This window comes from Kitasatospora sp. NPDC056651 (assembly GCF_042792155.1).
Taxonomy (GTDB): Bacteria; Actinomycetota; Actinomycetes; order Streptomycetales; family Streptomycetaceae; genus Kitasatospora.
The window spans coordinates 1-20,882 of the sequence record NZ_JBHTWX010000143.1; the positions used below are offsets into that span (position 1 = coordinate 1).

17 protein-coding genes and 1 pseudogene are annotated in these 20,882 nt (G+C 74.8%); 12 read left to right on the forward strand and 6 right to left on the reverse strand.

Annotated features, from left to right (window positions below; translation table 11 throughout):
- Positions 1 to 219: 219 nt before the first annotated feature.
- The 3 genes and pseudogenes from ACFRAR_RS35185 to ACFRAR_RS35195 all read left to right on the forward strand — a co-directional run bounded on the left by ACFRAR_RS35185 (position 220) and on the right by ACFRAR_RS35195 (position 3,405).
- A complete protein-coding gene (locus ACFRAR_RS35185) occupies positions 220 to 2,595 on the forward strand; it encodes a SpoIIE family protein phosphatase (protein ID WP_380703838.1) in 2,376 nt (791 codons plus the stop codon).
- An 81-nt stretch (positions 2,596 to 2,676) separates the two neighbouring features.
- A pseudogene (locus ACFRAR_RS35190) lies at positions 2,677 to 2,904 on the forward strand (aminoglycoside phosphotransferase); the annotation flags it as partial.
- Between the two features lie 126 nt (positions 2,905 to 3,030).
- Positions 3,031 to 3,405, forward strand: coding sequence for a hypothetical protein (locus ACFRAR_RS35195; RefSeq protein WP_380703840.1), 375 nt, complete (start codon positions 3,031 to 3,033; stop codon positions 3,403 to 3,405).
- A gap of 197 nt (positions 3,406 to 3,602) precedes the next feature.
- On the opposite strand, the gene ACFRAR_RS35200 is transcribed toward ACFRAR_RS35195, so the two are convergent.
- Positions 3,603 to 4,271: a DUF4937 domain-containing protein gene (locus ACFRAR_RS35200; RefSeq protein ID WP_380703842.1), complete on the reverse strand. Its 669-nt coding sequence runs from the start codon at positions 4,269 to 4,271 to the stop codon at positions 3,603 to 3,605.
- A 177-nt stretch (positions 4,272 to 4,448) separates the two neighbouring features.
- On the opposite strand from ACFRAR_RS35200, the gene ACFRAR_RS35205 reads away from it, so the two are divergent.
- Both ACFRAR_RS35205 and ACFRAR_RS35210 read left to right on the forward strand, forming a co-directional pair.
- The gene (locus ACFRAR_RS35205) at positions 4,449 to 5,483 is read left to right on the forward strand and encodes a GlxA family transcriptional regulator (protein ID WP_380703844.1); all 1,035 of its coding nucleotides are present in this window, start codon (positions 4,449 to 4,451) and stop codon (positions 5,481 to 5,483) included.
- 8 nt (positions 5,484 to 5,491) lie between these two features.
- The gene (locus ACFRAR_RS35210; protein WP_380703846.1) at positions 5,492 to 6,244 is read left to right on the forward strand and encodes an MBL fold metallo-hydrolase; all 753 of its coding nucleotides are present in this window, start codon (positions 5,492 to 5,494) and stop codon (positions 6,242 to 6,244) included.
- Between the two features lie 9 nt (positions 6,245 to 6,253).
- On the opposite strand, the gene ACFRAR_RS35215 is transcribed toward ACFRAR_RS35210, so the two are convergent.
- From ACFRAR_RS35215 to gcvPA, 5 genes are all read right to left on the reverse strand, one after another.
- Positions 6,254 to 6,907: a GntR family transcriptional regulator gene (locus ACFRAR_RS35215; RefSeq protein WP_380703848.1), complete on the reverse strand. Its 654-nt coding sequence runs from the start codon at positions 6,905 to 6,907 to the stop codon at positions 6,254 to 6,256.
- Between the two features lie 116 nt (positions 6,908 to 7,023).
- Positions 7,024 to 7,770 carry an SDR family NAD(P)-dependent oxidoreductase gene (locus ACFRAR_RS35220; protein ID WP_380703851.1) on the reverse strand — a complete coding sequence of 249 codons (747 nt, stop codon included), beginning with the start codon at positions 7,768 to 7,770 and terminating at the stop codon, positions 7,024 to 7,026.
- Between the two features lie 20 nt (positions 7,771 to 7,790).
- Positions 7,791 to 9,002 carry an ATP-NAD kinase family protein gene (locus ACFRAR_RS35225; protein WP_380703853.1) on the reverse strand — a complete coding sequence of 404 codons (1,212 nt, stop codon included), beginning with the start codon at positions 9,000 to 9,002 and terminating at the stop codon, positions 7,791 to 7,793.
- Positions 8,999 to 10,585, reverse strand: coding sequence for an aminomethyl-transferring glycine dehydrogenase subunit GcvPB (gene gcvPB, locus ACFRAR_RS35230; RefSeq protein WP_380703855.1), 1,587 nt, complete (start codon positions 10,583 to 10,585; stop codon positions 8,999 to 9,001). The genes ACFRAR_RS35225 and gcvPB overlap by 4 nt, the downstream gene beginning before the upstream one ends.
- Positions 10,582 to 11,940 (reverse strand): aminomethyl-transferring glycine dehydrogenase subunit GcvPA, encoded by a 1,359-nt coding sequence (gcvPA, locus tag ACFRAR_RS35235; RefSeq protein ID WP_380703857.1) that lies wholly within the window; start codon positions 11,938 to 11,940, stop codon positions 10,582 to 10,584. The genes gcvPB and gcvPA overlap by 4 nt, the downstream gene beginning before the upstream one ends.
- Before the next feature lie 153 nt (positions 11,941 to 12,093).
- Between gcvPA and ACFRAR_RS35240 the strand changes: the two genes are divergently transcribed.
- The 7 genes from ACFRAR_RS35240 (at position 12,094) to ACFRAR_RS35270 (ending at position 20,730) form a co-directional block, all read left to right on the forward strand.
- Positions 12,094 to 13,428, forward strand: a complete 1,335-nt coding sequence (locus tag ACFRAR_RS35240) for an ABC transporter substrate-binding protein (RefSeq protein ID WP_380703860.1) — start codon at positions 12,094 to 12,096, stop codon at positions 13,426 to 13,428.
- A gap of 10 nt (positions 13,429 to 13,438) precedes the next feature.
- Positions 13,439 to 14,386 (forward strand): carbohydrate ABC transporter permease, encoded by a 948-nt coding sequence (locus ACFRAR_RS35245; RefSeq protein WP_380703862.1) that lies wholly within the window; start codon positions 13,439 to 13,441, stop codon positions 14,384 to 14,386.
- Positions 14,383 to 15,321 (forward strand): carbohydrate ABC transporter permease, encoded by a 939-nt coding sequence (locus ACFRAR_RS35250; RefSeq protein WP_380703864.1) that lies wholly within the window; start codon positions 14,383 to 14,385, stop codon positions 15,319 to 15,321. Before ACFRAR_RS35245 ends, ACFRAR_RS35250 begins: the two co-directional genes overlap by 4 nt.
- On the forward strand, positions 15,318 to 17,438 hold the full coding sequence (locus ACFRAR_RS35255) for a beta-galactosidase (protein ID WP_380703866.1): 2,121 nt from the start codon (positions 15,318 to 15,320) through the stop codon (positions 17,436 to 17,438). Before ACFRAR_RS35250 ends, ACFRAR_RS35255 begins: the two co-directional genes overlap by 4 nt.
- On the forward strand, positions 17,435 to 19,627 hold the full coding sequence (locus tag ACFRAR_RS35260; protein ID WP_380703868.1) for a trehalase family glycosidase: 2,193 nt from the start codon (positions 17,435 to 17,437) through the stop codon (positions 19,625 to 19,627). Before ACFRAR_RS35255 ends, ACFRAR_RS35260 begins: the two co-directional genes overlap by 4 nt.
- A gap of 42 nt (positions 19,628 to 19,669) precedes the next feature.
- Entirely contained in the window at positions 19,670 to 20,389 is a 720-nt protein-coding gene (locus tag ACFRAR_RS35265; protein ID WP_380703870.1) for a ribonuclease H, read from the forward strand.
- 128 nt (positions 20,390 to 20,517) lie between these two features.
- The gene (locus ACFRAR_RS35270; protein WP_380703872.1) at positions 20,518 to 20,730 is read left to right on the forward strand and encodes a hypothetical protein; all 213 of its coding nucleotides are present in this window, start codon (positions 20,518 to 20,520) and stop codon (positions 20,728 to 20,730) included.
- The last annotated feature ends 152 nt before the right edge of the window (positions 20,731 to 20,882 follow it).

Consider the following 20,882-nt stretch of genomic DNA (forward strand, 5'->3'; position numbering starts at 1 on the left):
CCGTCACCGCCAAGGCGATGCCCGGCGATCGGGACCGCAGCCTGGCCGCCGGGGCCGACGACCACGTCACCAAGCCGGTGGACACCGCCCGGCTGCTGGAACGGGTGCGCGAGTGGCTGGGCGCGCCATGACGGCGACCCGGCACGGAGGCGGCGCCGTTCGGCACGGGCGCCGCGTCCTTCGGCACGGGGCCGGCGTCGTTCGACGCGGGGAGGGGCCGTGAGCGCCGAGCGGGAGTCCGCCGAGCGGGAGTCCGCCGAGCGGACCGCCCGGGCCCTGGCCGAGACCGTCCGCCGCCTCCAGGCGGCCGCCGCCCGGGCGCACGCCGAGGCACGCACCAGGGCCGTCGTCGACCTCGCCACCGGCGTCCTGGCCGAGCGGCTCGGCCTGCCGGTCGCCGAGGCCGCCGCCCACCTCGCCCGGCTGGCCCGGGAGGCGGGGGTGTCGGTGCTCGCGCTGGCGGCGGACATCGTGGGGCTGCCGGAAGCGGGCCCCGGGCCGTCGCCGGACGCGGCCCCAACGGTCCCCGAGGCCGTCGGCGCGCCCGCTGCCGGCGCGCCCGGGGCCGGCGAATTCCGGGCGGGCCAGTCCGAGCCCGGCCCGCCCGGCGCGGGCCCGTCGGAGGTCGGCCCGCCCGTCGCGCCCGCGCTGGCCGCCGCCCCCGACCTGCGGCACGCCGCCGGAGCGGTGCTGGACCAGGCCGCGGCGGCCCTCGGCGTCCGAGCCGTGGCCGTCTGGCAGCGGCTGCCCGGCGGCGCGCTCGCCCTCGCCGCACACGCCGGGCTCCCCGCCCAGGAGGCGGCCGACTGGGCCCGGGTGCCGCCCGGAGTGCCCACCCCGGCGCACCTGGCCGTCGTCCGCGGCACCGAGCTGTGGCCCGGCGAGCCCGGCACGGACGGGCCCTCGGTGGGCGTCGGCGCCGCCCGGGCGGTCCTCCCGCTGCTCGACCGGGGCCGGCGCCGGGGCGCCCTGGAACTGCTCTGGCCGGCCCCCGCCCCCGAGCTGGGACCGGGGCAGCGCCGCGAGCTGTACGCCCTCGCCGACCTCTGCACCACCCTGCTCGGCCCGCCGCCGGAGTCCGTGGCACCCGAGCAGGCCGCCGCGCTGCTGGACGGGATGCTCACCCCCGCCCTCCTGCTGGCCCCCGTGATCCGGGCCGACCGGATCGCCGACTTCACGGTGCTGCGGGTCAACGCCCGGTTCCGCGACCCGCTCGGCCGCGCCCCGGCCACGGTGGAGGGCGCCTCGCTGTTGGAGACGTACCCCGTCGCCTGTGCCGGCGGACTGCTCGACCGGCTGCTGCGCGCGTACGAGACCGGCGTCCCGTCGACCGGCGAGCGGGTCCGCCTGGCCTTCCGGGGCGAGGGACCGGCCGTCCCGGTGGCCGTTCTGCTGTCGGTCGTCCCGATCGGCGGCCGGCTGATGGTCTGCTGGCTGCTGGACGACGAGCAGGACCGGGACGAGCGCACCGCCCTGCTGCGCCAGGCCCAGCGGCTCGCCAGGGTGGCCGGGTTCGAGGAACGCCCCGCCGAGGGCCGGATCCGCTGGAGCGAAGGACTGCGCGAGCTGTACGGGCTGCCGCCGGACGCCCCTCCCGTACCGCTGGACCGGCTCGCCCGGCACACCCACCCGGACGACCGGCCGGCCATCCGGCGGCTGCTGGACACCGTCCGGCACCACCACCGCACCGCCTCCGCCGTGGTCCGGCTGGACCGCCCGGACGGCACCCACCGCTTCACCCGGGTGATCGCCGAGCCCGTGGTGGACGAGACCGGCCGGCTGGCCGCCGTCCGCGGCGCCTACCACGACGTGTCCGCCCAGCACTGGACGGAGGTCGCGCTCGGCGCCACCCGGGAGCGGCTGGCCGACAGCGAACAGGAGTCCGCCGAACGGGCCCAGCTGGCCCTGCGGCTCCAGCAGGCGATCCTGCCGGCCGCGCCACCCCCGCTCGGCGTCACCGGCCTGCACGCCGCCGTCCGCTACCGCCCCGCCGCCCAGCGCGACCGGGTCGGCGGCGACTGGTACGACGTGCTGGTGCTGCCCGACCGGCGGGTGCTGCTCGCGGTCGGGGACGTGGCCGGGCACGGCGTCGACGCGGCCACCGGAATGGTCGCGCTGCGCCACGCCCTGCGCGGGCTCGCCGTCACCGGAGCCGGCCCGGGCCGACTGCTGGCCTGGGCGAACACCGTCGCCCTGCGCGAACCCTGGCAGGTCACCGCGACCGCCGTCTGCGTGCTGGTGGACCCGGTGGGCGGCGAACTGCGCTGGGCCCGGGCCGGCCATCTGCCGCCGGTCCGGCTCGGCTCGGACGGCGCGCGACTGCTGCCGCTGCCGCACGGCGTGCTGCTGGGCGCGCTGGACGACGCCGAGTACGAGGAGCGCACCGACCGGCTCGACCCGGGGGACGTCCTGCTGCTCTACACCGACGGGCTGGTCGAGCGCCGGGACCGCCCGGTGGAGGAGTCGGTGGAGCAGCTGCTGCGCGCGGCCGGCGCCCCCGGCCCGGACCTGGAGCAGTACCTGGACCGGCTGCTCGAACTCAGCCCCGCCGACACCGACGACGACACCTGCCTGATCGCCGTCCAGACCGAGTAGACCGGGTTCCTGCCCTGACCGGTGCCGCCGCGCGCCGGCACTCCCGCCCGCTGTCGTTGCCGCGCACTATCGTTGCCGCGCATGACCCACACTGGGACCGAGATCACCGCGGAGCTGATCCGCGACCTGCTGCGCGACCAGCACCCCGACCTGGCCGACCGCCCCCTGGAACTCGGCGCGCGCGGCTGGGACAACCAGCTGTGGCGGCTCGGCGGGGACCTCGCCGTCCGGCTGCCCTGGGCCACCGAGTCCGCGGACGAGCTGCTGCGCAAGGAGCACACCTGGGTGCCCGCCCTCGCCCCGGGGCTGCTGCCGGACGGCGCCGCCGACCGCTGACCCGCCTCACAGCTCCCGCAGGCCGTTACGGGCCGCCCGCGGTGGGTAGGCGCGCACCCACGCGGGGGGTCGATCGAGATCAGGACGGAAGGGATCCCCATGCTGCTGCTGGGACTTCTGTTGATGGCGGCGTCCGGCGCGTTCGTCGGACTGCTGATCGCGGACAACCTCTCCGGTGGGCCCGACTACCAGGCGACCATCCTCGGCACCGACCTGGTGACGCTGAACAGCCTGAGCGTCTTCCTCGCCGGGGTGGCCCTGGGCCTGATCTTCTGCCTCGGCCTCGTGATGATGTGGCTGTCCCGGCGGGCCCCGCGCCGGGCACGGCGCGTCGGTACGGCCGTCGAGGACCGGCCGACGCGGGGGTCCGCCCCTGCGGACCGTCCGCCGTACGGCCCCGCCGGGATGACCGCACCGACGGAGGAGCGGGCCGCCGAGCGGGGCGGCCGGGGCCGACACCTGTTCGGACACTGAGCCCCCACCCGCCGGGACGCCCGTACGCCCGGCTCCGTCCGTCCACCCCGGCCCACCTGGCGGCCTCGGTACGGTGCTTCGCCGGCCCGCCCGGCGTCCGGCCTTCCGGTATCAGCCCGGCAGACAGGACTCCTCGCAGGGCTCCTCGCCGATCGCGGTCAGGAGCTCGATGGGGCCCGGGTCGCCCTGGGCGGTGGTCATGGCCCGGGATGCCAGGACGCCCCTGATCGGCCGGCGTGGTCGGGCAGGACCAGCCAGGACGGTTCGAGGGGGAGCAGCTGCCCGGTGAGGGTGTGGACGTCGGTGGGGACGGCGGCGCGGGGGAGCAGGGTGGGGAGGTGGTGGGTGGTGTAGGCGTGGTGGGCGGCGGGGGTGGTCCAGAGGCTGGTGACGAGGTAGCGGTCGGGGGCGAGGCGGGTGACGGCGCCGCCGAGCATGCCGGCGGCGGCCATGCCCGGGGCCCAGAGGCGGCGTTGGACATCGAGGAAGTGGTCGGCGCGGCCGGGGTGGAGGCGGCAGTCGGCGGCCCGCAGGACGGTGGCGCGGGCGAGGGCGTCGGGCAGTGAGGGGGCCGCGCCCGGCATGGTGAGGACGACCGGGCCGGTGGCGACCTCGATCTCCGTGTGGCCGGACTGTTGGTCGGCTGACGCGGCGACCCGGTCGTGGTGTTCCCGCATGAAGCGGTCGTACGCCGGCTCGTCGGCCCACAGGGCGAGCAGGAGGGCCCGGTCGGCGCCGGGTGTCCAGCCGCCGGTCTGGCCGACCAGGCCGGGCTGGTCGGAGATCGCCGACCAGCGGCGCTGGCCGGCGGCGAACGCCTCACGTGCTGCGGGCCGTACCCGGCAGTCGATCCACTTGCCCCACATGCGGGCCATCATGCTGCGGGGAGGCGGCGGGGCGTCAATCGGGCGGTCGTCGCGGGGGCGGTCGGGCCGAGGTCGTAGGTCCCAGGCGTAGGTCTCGGCATAGGTCGCGGGGCTGTGGCCGGATGTTGCAGAGTCCTGTCATTGCCGCCAACGGCGCCGTCGGGCGAGGGTGGGGGCATGGACGACGCACTCCGCCTGCCGCATCTGGTCGTGATCCCGGTGTTCCCCGGGGTGAACGCGCTGGACGTGGCCGGGCCGGCCGAGATCTTCGCGCTGGCCGGACGGCTGCTGCCGCCCGGGCGGCCCGGGTACGAGGTGCGGGTGTGCGCGGAGCGGGCCGGTCCGGTGGCGACCTTCTCGGGCGTGCCGCTGTACGTGAGCGGGACGCTGGCCGAGGCGCGGGTGCGGCCGGACACGGTGCTGGTGCCGGGGCGGGTGGACCTGGGGCCGGACGGGCCGGTGCCGCGGGTGGACCCGGCGGTGGTCGCCTGGCTGCGGGAGGCCGGGCCACGGGCCGGGCGGGTCGCCTCGGTCTGCGCGGGCGCGCACGTGACGGCCGCGGCCGGGCTGTTGGACGGGCACCGCGCGACCACCCACTGGGCGACCGCCGAGCGGCTGGCCGCCGACCACCCGGCCGTCGAGGTGGACGCCGACCCGGTGTTCGTCCGTTCCGGGCGGATGTGGACCAGCGCGGGCCTGACCACCTCGATGGACCTCACCCTCGCCCTGGTCGCCGAGGACCACGGCGACGACCTGGCGCTGGAGATCGCCCGGATCATGGTGATGTACCTCCAACGCCCGGGAGGGCAGAGCCAGTTCAGTGTCCCGCTGGCCCACCGCGCGGGCGGCCGGGCGGACCTTCGGGGCCTGCGCGGCTGGATCGGCGAGCACCTGGACGACGACCTGTCGGTCCCCGCGCTCGCCGGGCGACTCGCCATGAGCGAGCGGCACTTCGCGCGGGTCTTCCGCGCCGAGACCGGCGCCACGCCCGGGGCGTACGTCGAGGAACTGCGCCTGGAGGCGGCCCGCCGGCTGCTGGAGCGCAGCGACCACCCGCTGCCGGGCATCGCCCGGGCCTGCGGCTTCGGCTCCGTGGAGACCCTGCACCGGGTGTTCCGGGACCGGCTCTCGACCACACCGGGGGACTACCGGCGCCGGTTCCGGATTCCGGGCGCCGGAGAACCCGTTGACAGTCAATTCATCGACACGTAAGGCATGTTGTGAAGATCAGGGCAACGCACATCGGAACCGCGACCGTCCTGCTGGAGGTCGGCGGCCTGAGGCTGCTCACCGATCCGGTCTTCGACCCGGCCCCCGCCGAGTACCGGCACGACCCGGTGGTGCTGCGCAGCACCGGCGGCCCGGCGGTCGGCGTGCACGAGCTGCCCGCGGTGGACGCCGTGCTGCTCAGCCACGATGAGCATCCCGACAACCTGGACGCCACCGGCCGCACCCTGCTGGCCGGGCGCCCGGTGCTGACGACGGTCGGCGGTGCGGCCCGGCTCGGCGGCGGGGCGCTCGGGCTGGCGCCCTGGCAGAGCCGCACCTTGACCGTGGACGGCCGGACCCTGCGGGTGACCGGAACGCCGGGCCTGCACGGACCGGTCGGGGACGTGACCGGCTTCGTGGTCGAGGCGCCCGGTGAGCAGGAGGCGCTGTACGTCTCGGGCGACACCGTCCACATCCCCGAACTGGACGAGGTGGGCCGGAGGTTCAGGATCGGGACGGCCTTCCTGCACCTCGGTGCCGCCCGGATCGAGGCCTTCGGCGGCGGTGAGCTGATCACGATGGACGCGGCGCAGGCCGCCTCGCTCACCGCCTCGCTCGGCGCCCGCCGGGTCGTCCCCGTCCACTACGCCTCGTGGGAGCACTTCACCGAGGGGCGGGCGGAGACCACCGAGCGGTTCGCGGTGGCGGGCTTGGCCGACCGGCTGCACTGGCTCACCCCGGGTGTCCCGGAACTGCTGGGCTGAAGGCCCGGGTCAGAGCGCGCCGACCGGGGGCAGGCGGTCCAGGATGCGTTCCATGCCGCTGGTCCAGTTGGCCTCCAGTGCGGTGACGGCCCGGTCGAGGTCGCCGTCCAGCAGGCACTGGGCGATCCGCTCGTGCTCCTCGGCGGCGCGTTCCAGGATCTCGTGGTCGCCGACCACCACCCGCTCGTAGCGGTGCAGGGTGAGCTTCAGCGAGTCGATCATCTCGCGCAGCCGGGTGTTGGCGCAGCCGGAGAGCAACAGGGCGTGCCAGGCGTCGTCGTAGCGCTCGATCGTGCCGTGCGGCGCCTGGGGGGCGGAGAAGGCGCGGGCCTCGGCCAGCAGCCGGGGGGCGATCTCGGCGAGGTGGGCCGGGTCGGAGGTGCGCAGCGCCAGCGACTCCAGGGCGATCACGATCGCGGTGAGGTCGCGGAACTCCCGCTTGCCGGTGGGGGCGAAGCGGAAGCCCTTGCCGCGTTCGCTGGTGATGATGCCCTCGCGCTCCAGGCTGATCAGGGCCTCGCGCAGCGGGGTCCGGCTGACGCCGAGTTCCTCGGCGAGCTGGACCTCGTTGATCGACTCGCCGGGGGTGAACCGGCCGCGGCCGAGCTGCTCCAGGAGTTCGTCCTTCACCTGCTCGCGCAGCGGCCGCCGCTCGATCGCCATCGGGCTTCCCTTCTTCCTGGGTCGGTAGCGTACCGGCCGGGCGGCCGGCCCCCACGGCCGGTCGCCTCGGCCGGCGGTCCTCAGGGCAGGCCCTGGCCGTCGACGGTCTCCGCGCGTCAGGCGGTTCCGGCCCCGTCCACGGCGATGACGGCGCCGCTGACGAAGGCGGCGGCGTCGCTGGCGAGGAAGGCGACGGTCTGGGCGATGTCCCGGGGGCGGCCGATCCGGCCGAGCGGGCGGTCGGCGGCGTCGGTGTAGAACGAGGCCGGGTCCTCGCCGAGCTGGCGGGCCTCCTCGGCGAGCATGCCGGTGTCGGTGTCGCCGGGGCAGACGCAGTTGACCCGGATGTTGTCCGGCCCGTGGTCGATGGCCATGGCCCGGGTCATGTTGACGACGGCGCCCTTGGAGGCGCAGTAGGAGACGGCCCGGCCGCCGCCCTTGATGCCCCAGCCGGAGCCGGTGTTGACGATGCTGCCGCCGCCGTCCGCGGCCATCAGCGGCACCACCAGCCCGCTCAGCAGCATGATCGACCGGACGTTGACGGCCATCACCAGGTCCCAGTCCTCGTCGCTGATCTCGGTGACGGTGGAGCGGCGGATGATGCCGGCGTTGTTGAACAGCACGTCCACGCCGCCGAGTCGGTCGACCGCCGTGCGTACCGCCCGTTCGCAGTCGGCGCGTCGGGAGACGTCGCAGCGGACGAAGACGCCGCCGGTCTCCTTGGCGGCCTGTTCGCCGCGTTCGTCGTCGAGGTCCAGGAGGACGACGGCGGCGCCGAGTTCGGCGAGCAGGGCGGCGGTGGCCCGGCCGATGCCGGAGGCGGCGCCGGTGACGATCGCGCGCTTGCCGTGCAGGTCGATCATGGGGGAGCTCCTCTACAGGGTCAGGCGGAGAGGCGGTAGACGGCGCCGGAGCGCCGGCCGGTGATCACCCGGACGTGCCCGGCGAGGGAGTCGTCCAGGGCGGGGTCGCCGGTGTCCAGCAGCAGGGGACGGCCGGCCAGGGCGGCGAGTTTGGCCTCGGTGGCGAGCACCAGCAGCCGCTCCCGGCCCGCGGTGCGCAGCAGTTCGGGGGTGAGCTGCTGGTTGCCGCGGCCGAGCAGGAAGCCCTGGCCGCCGATCGGGGAGAGGGCGATGAAGGGGGCGGTGGCGAGGGTGCGCAGCTGGTCGGCCCGGGCGTCGCGGATCAGGACCCGGGCGGCGGTGGCGAGGCCGTCGGCGTGGCCGGGGCCGAGGGCGCCTTCGGGGCCGAGCCGCAGCAGGTCGACCCCGGTCAGGCTGGTGCCGGGTGCGCCGAGGGCGGTGGCCACCGCGTAGGTGGTGCTGCCGGGTCCGAGGATCAGCAGCCCGCCGGGGCCGACCCGTTCGGCGACCTCGGCGGCGATGCCGGCCGGCGCCCCCGGGTCGGGTCCGGAGCTGCCGGTCTTGCGCTGCTGCACCCGGGTGGGCAGCACCGGGACGGTCAGCCGCCCGTACAGCCGGGCGGAGACCAGGCCGGCCCGCAGCGCGGTCTCGTCCCGGTCCACCACCTCGGCGGCCTCCAGGCGCAGCCCGCGGCCGGCCGCCCAGGCGGCGGCGACCTCGGCGGCGGCCCGGGGGTGGACGGCGAACACGGCGGAGTGCATCTTGACCCCGGCGGGGATGCCGAGCACCGGCAGGCGCGGCTCGGGCCCGAGCGCGTCGAGCACGTCGCGGGCGGTGCCGTCGCCGCCGCAGAAGAGCAGCAGGCCGGCGCCGGCCGCGGCGAGGGCGCGCACCGCGGCGCGGGTGTCGGCGGCGGTGGTCGCCGCCCCGGTGGGCCGGTGCACGATGCGTGCGGTCCGGCCGGCCGCCCGCGCGGCCTCGGCCCCCATCGGGCCGTCGGCGGTGATCAGCTCGACGTCCGGCGGCAGGTGGCGGACCGTCAGGGCCGCCCTTTCGACGGACCGGGGCCGGGCCCCGAGCGCCAGGGCCCGGTGCTGGACCTCGGTGCCGTCGCTGCCCTGGAGGCCGACCCGGCCGCCGAGGCCGGCGACCGGGTTGACCACGAGCCCGATCCGGGGTCCGGTGCCGGCCGGGGACGGGCGGTGGCGGCCGCCCGTCGGCGCGGACGTCACGGCTGCTCGCCGAGGACCTTGCGGCGGTAGGCGCGCCAGCTGACGGACCAGAGCGCCGGGTCGTCCAGCGGTTCGTGCCGGATCCGGTGCACGGTGGAGTTGTGCGGGGCGGTGCGGACGGTCTCCGGGTCCTCGTAGGCCTCGCGGGCGACCTCGGCCAGGATCGCCGCGTACTCGTCGAGGTCGGCGCGGGAGTAGGACTCGGTGGGCTCCAGCGTCATCGGCTCGGGGACGACGTAGGGGTGGTGGCTGGTCCAGTAGTGGGTGCCGAAGTCGGCGGCGCGGTAGCCGAGGTCCTCGCTGTGCAGTCCGGTGTCCTCGGCGAGTTGCCGCCAGCTGTAGCGGACCTGCTCGACCCGGGGCCGCCCCTCGGCGTACGGGACGCTGACGCCGCGGATCCGTCGCACCTGGTGCAGCAGGTAGTTGTTGTTGAGCACGGCGGTCTCGGCGACCTCGCGCAGCCCCTCGGCGCCCAGCGACATGATCCAGGCGTAGGCGCGCACCAGGTTCGGCACCACGCCCAGGTACGGGCGGATCTTGCCGACCGAGTCCGGCCGGTCGTCGTCCAGGCGGTACCGCTCGCCGTCGAACTCCACGGTGGGGCGCGGCAGGTACGGCGCCAGCTCGGCGGTGACGCCGCAGGCGCCGGCGGCCGGGCCGCCGCAGGCGTGCGGGGTGGAGAAGGTCTTGTGCAGGTTGAAGTGGCACAGGTCGAAGCCCGCCTCGCGGGCCCGGGTGATGCCGAGGATGCCGTTGGCGTTGGCCTGGTCGTAGGCGCACAGTCCGCCGGCCTCGTGGACGATCCGGACGAACTCGGCGATCCGGGGGTTGTAGATGCCGGTGTCCTCGGGGTTGGTGATGAGCAGCGCGGCGGTGCGCGGGCCGACGGCGGCGCGCAGCGCCTCGATGTCGGGGTAGCCGTCGGCGTCGGGGTGCAGGGTGATCACCCGGAAGCCGGCGGTCTTGGCGCAGGCGGCGTTGGAGGGGTGGGAGAAGGCGGTGGTGATGATCTCGTCGCGCTGTTCCCGTTCGCCGCGGGCGGCGTGGAAGGCGCGGATCACCGAGACGTTGGTCCAGATCGCGGCGGAGCCCGCGCCGGGTTGCAGGCTGACCCGGTCCATGCCGGAGATCTCCTTGAGCAACTGCTCAAGCCGGTAGGCGAGTTCGAGTACCCCCTGGACGGTCGAGGGGTCCTGCGCCGGGTGCAGCGCGGCGATCCGGGGATCGCGGACGAAGGCGTCGTTGACCTTGGGGCTGTACTTCATGGTGCAGGTGCCCTGGCCGACGTCCACGTTGAGGTCGGCGCCGAGGTTCTCCTGGGAGAGCCGCAGGTAGTGCCGGAGCACCTGCTGCTGACCCAGCTCGGGCAGGGCGGGCGGCACGCTGCGGCGCAGTGCGGCGGGCAGCCGCTCGGCCGGGTCGCCGACGGCGGCGGTGACGGCGGCTTCGGGCAGCGGGGGCAGCACGCCGCGCTCGCCGGGCGTGCCCAGCTCGAAGACGAGCTTCTCGTCCCAACGGGCCTGGTGGAAGCGGCGCAGCGCGGGTTTGGGGGCGATGCGCGGGTCGGTCGGGCTGTCGGTCACTTGGCGATCTCCTCAAGCGCGTCGGCGAGGCGGTCGATGTCGGCCCGGGTGTGCAGCTCGGTCACGCAGTAGCGGCCCTCGTCGGCCGCGGCCGGGGTGCCGCCGTGCAGGCCGAGCGCGAGCAGGGCCTCGGCGATCTCGGCGGCGGTGCGTTCGCCGGTGTAGCGGACGGTGAAGTCGGCGAAGTGCACGGCCTCGGGGTCGGCCAGTTCCACTCCGGGGACGCGGGCCAGGCGTTGCCGGGCGTAGGCGGTGTTGGCGAGGATCGTGGTGCCGATCTCGCGCATGCCGTGCGGGCCCATCAGGGCGAGGTAGACCCCGGCGGCGATGCCGTGCAGGGCGGCGGCGGTGCCGACCCACTCCTTGCCCTCCTCGCGCAGTGCGAAGGAGGTGCGCTCGTACGCGACGTCGCCGAAGCCGTACTCGCCGGGGACGTCGGTGGGGACCAGGCCGAACAGCCGGCTCGGGTACTCGGCGACCAGGCGCTCGTCGTCCCGGCTGCCGATGAACCCGGCGTTGCCGCCGCCGAAGCTCGGGTGGATGCCGAGCGGCTGGAGGTCGCCGCAGGTGAGGTCGGCGCCGAGTTCGGCGGGTGGGGTGAGCACGCCGAGGCTCGTCGGGTTGACGTGTACGACCGCCAATGTCCCGGCGGCGTGGGCGAGTTCGATGTACTGCGGCAGCTCGACGTCCACCCGGCCGGTGTGGTCGGTCAGTTGGGCGTAGACGGCGGCCACGGAGCCGTCGGCGAGTGCGGCCCGGACGGCGGCGGGCTCGGCCGGGACGGTCACCGGGTCGTGGACGCCCCGGACGTAGTCGCGGATGCGGGAGAGCCGGTCCGGGTCGATGGCCCCGACCAGCACCAGCCGGCGCCGCCCGGTGACGCGACCGGCCATCCTCAGCGCCGTCGCGGCGGCCTGGAACCCGTCGTACGTCGGCACGTTGACGATCTCGACGGCCAGCAGCTCGGCCATCAGCGACTGGTACTCCCAGAGCGCCTGGAAGCGGCCGTGGTCCTCGTACGGCTCACCCGCGTAGGCGGTGAGGAACTCGCTGCGGTTGACGATCTCGTCCACCACGGCGGGCACGTGGTGGCGGTAGCACCCGGCGCCGAGGAAGCTGCGGCCCGGCGGCACGGCGGTGTTGCGGGAGAGCAGTTCCTCCAGGTGGGCGACCAGCCGGGCCTCGGATCCGAGCGGCTCGGGCAGCCGCAGCGGGCGGTCCAGGCGCAGGGCGGCCGGGATGTCGGCGTAGAACTCTTCGACGCTCCGGGCGCCGATCGCCTCCAGCATCGAAGTCCGCACCTGTGGAGCGGAGTTGGGGATGTACGGGTGGGTTCGGGGGACGCGTGGGCTCATGCCGGCACCTTCCGCGATTTCAGTCACAAGCCTTGACGGGGTTGTGAATGCTGAGTTCTGTATACAGCATTCGGCATTCACCAGTCGGGAGGCAAGATGTCCGCAGAAACCCGGCACCGAAATCATCCTCAACCATTAGGCGACCAGCGACAGTTGACCTCTGGTCCGGCCCGCCGGCGGATCCTCGCCGCCGGCCTCGCGGGCGGCGCGCTGCTGCTGGCCGGAGCCGCCGGCTGTGCCACCGGCGGCACCGGATCGGGCAACGCCAAGCAACTCGCCGGAAACCCGGGCGGCACCGTCTCCGGCAAGGTCACCATCTGGTCCTGGGACGTCGCCGCCAAGGCCATGCAGCGGCTCGGCAAGGCCTTCGAACAGGCCCACCCCGGCGCCACCGTCGAGGTGGTGGACATCGGCTACGACAACGCCTACGACAAGATCACCGTCGGGCTCGGCGCCGGCAGCGGACTGCCCGACATCCTCACCGTCGAGGGCCACAAACTGACCACCTACATCGGCAACTTCCCGAACGCCCTGGTCGACCTCACCAGTCGCGCCGCGAACCTCAAGTCCCAGTTCGCGGAAGCCTCCTGGCGCACCGTGACGGACCCCCAGGGAAAGGTCTTCGGCCTGCCCTGGGACAGCGGGCCGTGCGCCCTGTTCTACCGGCGCGACCACTTCCAGCAGGCCGGCATCGACCCGGAGAGCCTCGCCACCTGGGACGACTACGTCACCGCCGGCACCGCCCTCAAGGCCGCCACCGGCAGGAAACTGCTCATCCTGGACTCCAAACTGGACACCTTCTTCTCCCAACTGCTCCAGCAGCAGGGCCAGAGCTGGTTCACCGACGGCAAGGTGGCCGTCGCCACCCCCGCCGCCGAACGCGCCCTCACCCTGCTCAAGCAGCTCGTCGACCGCGACCTGGTGGACTTCGAGAGCGGCTGGGACGGCCTGGTCTCCGGCACCCACGACGGCAAGGCCGCCACCACCCCCACCGCCGCCTGGTGGGACGGCACCCTCACCGCCGAAATGGCCGACCTCAGCGGAAAGTTCGGCGTCGTCCCACTGCCCGCCTTCACCCCCGGCGGCAGCCGCACCTCCAACAGCGGCGGCTCCACCCTCTGCGTCACCGCGCAGAGCCGCAACCCGGAGACGGCCTGGGCCTTCCTCTCCTTCCTGCTCGCCGACAAGGCCAACCAGGCCTCGATGATGCAGCACGAAGGGCTCTTCCCCGCCTACCTCCCCGCCCTGGACGACCCGTACTTCCAGCAGCCCGCCCCGTACTACGGCGGCCAGCAGGCCATGCGGCTGTTCGCCGGGCTCGTCCGCGCCATCCCCACCATCGAGCGCACCGCCGACGACTCCAAGGCCGGTGACATCGTCACCACCGCCGTCAACCAGGTGCTGCACAACGGCGCCGACCCGGGCACCGTACTGCGCTCCGCCGCCCGGCAGATCGCCGGCGCGACCGGCCGCCAGACCGTCGCGTAGGGGCGGGCCGATGACCAGCCCCCCGACCTCCCTGCGCGCACCGCGAAACGCAAGCGAACCCGCCGCCCCGACCCGGACCGCCCCCGCCCGCCGCCGACGCTCCCCACGCACCGCCGCCTGGCTGTTCGCCGGGCCCACCACCGCCCTCTTCGTCGCCTTCTTCGCCTACCCGCTCGGCGCCAGCCTCTACCAGAGCTTCACCGCCCGGCGCGACGGCGTCGACGTCTGGGTCGGCCTGGACCAGTACCGCCGGATGCTCGACGACCCGGCCTTCCTGCACTCCCTGGTCAACACCGCGCTGATCCTCGCCGTCCAGGTGCCCGTGATGATCGGGCTCGCGCTGGTCCTGGCCGTCCTGCTCAACCAGTCCTGGCTGCGCCTGCGGGCCGGCTGGCGCGCGGTGTACTTCCTGCCCGCGGTCACCACCCTGGTCGCCTACGCCGTGGTCTTCCAGGTCCTGCTGCGCACCGACGGCGGCCTCGTCAACCAGTTCCTCCAGGCGCTCGGCCTCGACCCGGTCGACTGGCTCAACTCGGCGACCTGGGCCCGCGTCTCGCTGATCGGCTCGGTCACCTGGCGGTGGACCGGCTACAACGCCGTCATCCTGCTGGCCGGACTGCACGCGATCGGCCGCGACCAGTACGAGGCCGCCGCCCTCGACGGCGCCGGCACCGCGCGCACCTACACCGGCGTCATCCTGCCCCAACTGCGCCCGGTGGTGCTGTTCTGCGTCATCACCTCCACCATCGGCACCCTGCAACTCTTCGACGAGAACTACGTGCTGACCCGCGGCGGCCCCGGCGACGCGACGCTCACCCCGGTGGTCTACCTCTACAAGGTCGGCTTCCAGCAGCTCGACTTCGGCTACGCGGCCGCCATCGCCTGGGTGGTCGTGCTGATCATCGCGGCGGTCTCGCTGCTCCAGTTCCGGTTCTACGGAAGGGAACGCCGCCGATGAGCCGCACCCCGGTGGATCGCCCCGGCACCCGGCCCGGCACCCGGCTCGGCCGCACGCCGTTGCCCGACCGACCCGACCGACCCGACCGACCCGACCGGCCCGGTCGCATGCCGCTGCCCGCCCGGTTCGGCCGCCTCGCGGTCCTCGCCGTGCTCACCCTCGGCGCCTTCGTCAGCCTGGTGCCCTTCGCCTGGATGCTGCTCGCCGGCACCCACAGCAGCTCCCAACTGTTCCACTCCCCACCGCCGTTCCTGCCCGGCGGCGACCTGCTGCGCAACCTGGTGCACCTCCAGGAGACCATCGGCTTCGGCCGGGTCCTGCTCAACAGCCTCGGTATCGCCGTCGTCTACACCGTGCTCAGCTCGCTGCTGTCCGCGATGTGCGGCTACGGCCTGGCCAAGTACCGCTTCCGCGGCCGCGGCCTGCTGCTCGGCCTGGTGCTGGCCACCATGATGATCCCGCTCCAGGTGCTGCTGGTCCCGCTGTTCCAGATGATGGCCAGCCTCGGCTGGATCGACAGCTACCAGGCCGTGATCGTGCCCTTCCTGGCCAACTCCTTCGGCATCCTGCTGATGCGCCAGGGCTTCCTGGACTTCCCCGACGAACTGCTGGAGTCGGCCCGGATCGACGGCTCCGGCGAGCTGCGCACCTTCTACCGGGTCGTCCTGCCGTGCGTGCGGCCGCAGTTGGGCGCGCTGGTGATCTTCACCTTCATGGGCCAGTGGAACAGCTTCATCTGGCCGCTGCTGATGCTCAACACCGAGGACAAGTACACCGTGCCGGTCGCGCTCAACACGCTGACCGGGCTCACCCACGTCGACTACTCCGGCCTGATGCTCGGCTCCTTCCTGGCCACGCTCCCGCTGATGGTGCTCTTCCTGCTCTTCCAGCGGCAGTTCGTGGCGGGCCTGCTGGGCGGAGCCCTGAAGGGATGACCATGGACCGCCTCACCCGGGTGCCCGGTCTGCTGTACGGCGGGGACTGGAACCCCGAGCAGTGGCCGGAGCAGGTGTGGGCCGAGGACGTGAAGCTGATGGCCGAGGCCGGGGTCAACCTGGTCACCGTCGGCGTCTTCTCCTGGGCCCGGATCCAACCGGACGCGCACGGCTGGGACTTCGGCTGGCTGGACCGGCTGCTCGACCTGGTCCACCGGCACGGCGTCGCCGTCGACCTGGCCACCGCCACCGCGTCGCCGCCCGCCTGGCTGGTCCGCGCCCACCCCGAACTGCTGCCGGTCACCGCCGACGGGATCCGGCTGGAGTTCGGCTCCCGCCAGCACTACTGTCCCTCCTCGCCCGCCTACCGGGAGGCCGCCGTCCGGCTCACCCGCGCGCTCGCGGAGCGCTACCGCCACCATCCGGCGCTCGCCCTGTGGCACATCCACAACGAGTACGGCGACCACGTCCAGGAGTGCTTCTGCCCCGCCTCGGCCGCCGACTTCCGCCGGTGGCTGCGCGAACGGCACGGCACCGTCGAGGAGTTGAACCGATCCTGGGGCACCGCCTTCTGGTCGCAGCACTACAACTCCTTCGAGCAGATCGAGCCGCCGCGCACCGCGCCCGGCCCGGTCAACCCGACCCAGCTGCTGGACTGGCGCCGGTTCTGCTCGGACGCGCTGCTCGCCCTGCACCGCGCCGAGAAGGCCGTCCTGGACGAGGTCTCGCCGGGCGTCCCGGTCACCACCAACTTCATGTCGATGCTCAAGGCCCTCGACTACTGGGAGTGGAGCCGGCACGAGGACCTCGTCTCCGACGACGCCTACCCCGACCCGGCCGACCCGCGCGCCCATGTCAACGCCGCGCTGAACTACGACCTGATGCGCTCGCTCAAGGGCGGGCGCCCCTGGCTGCTGATGGAACAGGCCCCCTCGGCGGTCAGCTGGCGCCCGGTCAACGTGCCCAAACCCCCCGACCTGCACCGCCTCTGGTCGCTCCAGGCGCTGGCCCGGGGCGCCGACGGCGTGCTGCACTTCCAGTGGCGCGCCTCGGTGGCCGGCGCCGAGAAGTTCCACAGCGCGATGCTGCCGCACCGGGGCACCGCCGCGCGCGGCTGGCAGCAGACCGTCCGCCTCGGCGCCGAGCTGCGCCGCCTCGGCGAGATCGCCGGCAGCCGGCTGCGCGGGCAGGCCGCGGTGCTGCTCGACTGGGACAGCTGGTGGGCGCTGGAACTGGACGACCACCCCTCCGCCCGGATGCGCTGGCTCGACCTGCTCCGCCCCTGGTACGCGGCGCTGCACGAGCGCGGCATCACCGTGGACTTCGTCCCGCCCACCGTCGAGCCCGAGGGCTACCCACTGCTACTCGCCCCCAACCTCTACCTGCTCGACACCGCCACCGCCGACCGGCTCACCCGCTACGTCCGGGCCGGCGGCCGGCTGGTCTGCGGCCCGTTCAGCGGCATCGCCGACCGGCACGACCACATCCACCCCGGCGGCCACCCCGGGCCGCTGCGCGAACTGCTCGGGATCGTGGTGGACGAGCACTGGCCCATCCCGGACGGCACGACCACCACCGTCCGGCTGGACGGCATCAAGGCCGACGGAACCGGGCCGACCGGCACCGAGCCGGACGCCGCCGGGCCGACCGGCACCGAGCCGGACCGCACCGAGCTGCACGCCGAGCACTGGAGCGAATGGATCGAGACCGAGGGCGCCGAGACCCTCGCCCGCTACGGCTCCGGCGCGCTCACCGGCCGCCCCGCCGTCACCCGCCACCGGTACGGCGCCGGCAGCGCCTGGTACCTGAGCTGCCACCTCGGCGCCGACGTCGGCCGGGTGCTCGACCTGCCGCTGGCCGAAGCCGGGCTGAGCGCCGAACTGCCCGGCCTGCCACCGGGCGTCGAGGCCACCCGCCGGCACGCCGCCGACGGCACCGACTACCTCTTCCTGCTCAACCACGGCCCGGCCGAACGCCGGGTGCGGCTCCGCACACCCGGCACCGCCCTGCTCACCGGCACCGACCTGCTCACCGGCACCCCCACCGGCGACGCCCTCACCCTCGCGCCGCTCGGCGCCGCCGTCCTCCGAATCCCCGCCGCCCAGGAGCGCGCATGAACCCGCTGACCCGCCGCCACTTCCTGGCCGGCTCCGCCGCCCTCGCCGCGGCCGGCACCCTCACCGCCCCGACCGGCGCCCACGCGGACCCCGCCGGAGCCCAGCCGGACCCCGGCGCCACAGTGGACCCCGCCGACGCCGACGACCGCTACGCCGACGTCCTCGACCTGCACGGCACCCCCGACCGGGCCTACCCCGGCGACGCCCGCGGCAACAACCCGATCACCGTCTTCGCCGACCTCGGCGCCTGGCACGCCTACGCCCTGCCCCGCCCCGGCGACCGGCCCGGAGGCTTCACCGGCCCGCTGTACCTCGCCCAGGAGTACCCCTGGTGGCTCAGCGACGGCCTCAGCCGCCTCCAGCTCACCGAACGGGGCCGCCCCCTGGACCTCGCCGCCGGCGCACCCCCGCGCGCCACCTCACTGCCCGGCCTGCTGCGCCTCACCCACGACCTCGGCGCCGGCCTCGCCCTCACCCTGGAACTGCGCTTCGCCGGCGACCGGACCGCCCTGCTGCGGGCCCGGCTCGCCAACACCGGCCCGGCCGAACGGACCCTGGCCGTCGCCTGGGCCGGCCGGCTGCTGCGCCCCGCCACCGGCCCGCAGCGCACGGCACCCGAGCTGGTCGCCGCCGGACGCGGGGTGCAGGTGCGCTTCGCCAAGGTCCGGCAGACCTGGGACTACCTCACCGACGGCACCGAGCGCTTCGCCGTCCGCCACGCCGACCCCGTCCGGGTCGTCCTGAGCGCCGACGGCGACGGACACCGCACCGAACTCGCCGAACCGGTACGGCTGGCACCGGGGGAGAGCCGCAGCCTGGACTGGACCGAGAGCTACACCTTCACCGAGGCCGAGCACGCCCGGGCCGCCGAGGAAGCCGACGCCGCGCTGCGCGCCCCCGATCGGGCGGCGGCCCGGGCCGCCGCCCGCTGGGCCGGGTACCTGACCCGGGCCACCGAGGGCGTCCCGGCCGCCCGCCGCCGCACCGCGGTCAAGTGCGTGCAGACCCTGGTCACCAACTGGCGCAGCCCGGCCGGGCGGATCCGGCACGACGCCGTCACCCCCACCCTCTCCTACAAGTGGTTCAGCGGGGTCTGGGCCTGGGACACCTGGAAACAGGCCGTCGGCACCGCGGCCTTCGCGCCCGGCCTGGCCGCCGACCAGATCCGGGCGGTGTTCGACCACCAGCTTCCCGCCGGCTCGCCGGACGCCGGCATGGTCCCCGACTGCGTCTTCTACAACGACCCGAGCACCGGCGGCGGCAACTGGAACGAGCGCAACTCCAAGCCCCCGCTGGCCTCCTGGGCGGTCTGGGAGGTCTACCGGCGCAGCGGCGACCGCGCCTTCCTGCGCGAGCTGCTGCCCAAACTCGCCGCCTACCAGGACTGGTGGTACCGCACCCGGGACCACCTCGGCGAGGGCCTGTGCGAGTACGGCGCCACCACGGACCCGGCCAACGCGACCCCGGAGGACTGCCGGGAGGCGGCGGCCTGGGAGTCCGGCATGGACAACGCCCCGCGCTTCGACGCCGCCTCCGTCGTCCCCAACCGGGACGCCGCCGGCACCCTGCTCGGCTGGTCGCTCGGCCAGCGCTCGGTCGACCTCAACGCCTACCTCGCCGCCGATCACCGCCACCTGGCGCTGATCGCCGCCGAACTGGGCGACCGCCCCACCGCCGAGCGGCTGCGCGCCCGCGCCGAACGGATCGACGCCGCCGTGCGCGACACCATGTACGACCCGGCCACCGGCTGGTTCCACGACACCGACCTGGCCACCGGCGCCCGGCTCACCGCCCGGGGCCGCGGCATCGAGGGCGCGATCCCGCTCTGGTCGGGCACCGCCACCGCCGACCAGGCCCGCACCGTGCGCCGGCTGCTGCTGGACCCGGCGGAGTTCGGCACGCCGCTGCCGTTCCCGACGGTGGCCCGCAGCTCGCCCTCCTTCGACCCGGCCGGCTACTGGCGCGGCCTGGCCTGGCTGGACCAGACCTACTTCGCCGTCGAGGGCCTGCGCCGGTACGGCTGGGAGCGGGACGCCCGGCGGACGGTGGAACGTCTCCTGGCCGGTGCCGCCGGGCTGGCCGGGGACGGCCCGGTGCGGGAGAACTACGACCCGCTGACCGGGGAGGGACGCAACGCGGCCAACTTCAGCTGGTCGGCCGCGCTGCTGCTGCCACTGCTGCGCCACTGAGCGGCTTTGGCTCCGGGCCGTCCGACCAGGCATGATCGGGGCATGGTCGAACGAGTCATTGCAGCGTGTGACGGAGCAGCCAAGGGCAACCCCGGTCCGGCGGGCTGGGCCTACGTGGTCGCGGACGCCGCCGGGGCACCCCAGCGCTGGCAGGCGGGCGCCCTCGGGCACAGCACCAACAACGTGGGCGAGCTGACGGCGCTGCGCGAGCTGCTGGCCTCGACGGACCCGGCGGTGCCGCTGGAGGTGCGGCTGGACAGCACCTACACCCGCGACTCGGTGACCAAGTGGCTGAAGGGCTGGAAGCGCAACGGCTGGAAGACGGCGGCCGGCAAGCCGGTGGCCAACCAGGAGCTGATCCAGGCGATCGACGCCCTGCTGGAGGGCCGGGACGTCACCTTCGTCTACGTGCCGGCCCACCAGGTGGACGGCGACCCGCTGAACGCGATCGCCGACAAGGCCGCCAGCGACGCCGCCCGGACCCAGCAGGACGCCTCCGGCACCGCCGCCGACCTGCCGGTCCCCGACCCGGCCGCCGCCTCGAAGGCCCCCAAGGCACGCAGCCCCCGGGCCGCCGGCGCGGGCGGCACCGGCAGCACCGGCGGCACCGGCAGTACGGCCAAGCGGGCCGGCACCTCCCGCACCCTGAACGCCCGCTTCCCGGGCACCTGCCCGTGCAGCCGCCCGTACGGCAAGGGCGACAAGATCACCAAGGTCGGCAGCTCCTGGGGTCACCCGGAGTGTGCCGCCGCCCACGCCTGAGCACTCCCGAGCCTGAGCACTCCCGCGCCTGGGCGCGCCCATGGCTGAGCAGTCGGGGGCCGCGCGCCGTACAGGTGGGTGGGCCGCCCAGGACGGGCCCCCGGGCAGGCCCGAAGGAGGTGGGCGCGGTGATCGTCTCGCAGACGCCGGAGTTCCACGTCGGGGACCGGGTGTGGGTCTACCGCGAGTCCTCCTACGCGGCGGTCGAGAGTGCCGTCGTGCTGGAGGCCCCGGCGGACCGCAGCCTGCGGCTGGAGTACGGCGACGGTCATCGCGGCCACCTCAGAGCGGGCCGGGTCGAGCTGCTCGCCCCGGGCTCCGGCGGGCCGCCGGGCACCTGACCGCCGACCGGCGACCGCACCCGCGCGACCGGCCGACCGCGGGGGTGCGGTCGGGCGGTCGTCGCGGTCCTGCGGGGGTGTCGTCCACGCGGGGGCCACGCTCACGCGTTGGCGGGGGTGGACTTCTGGGCGATTCGCATGTTGTACTCGAA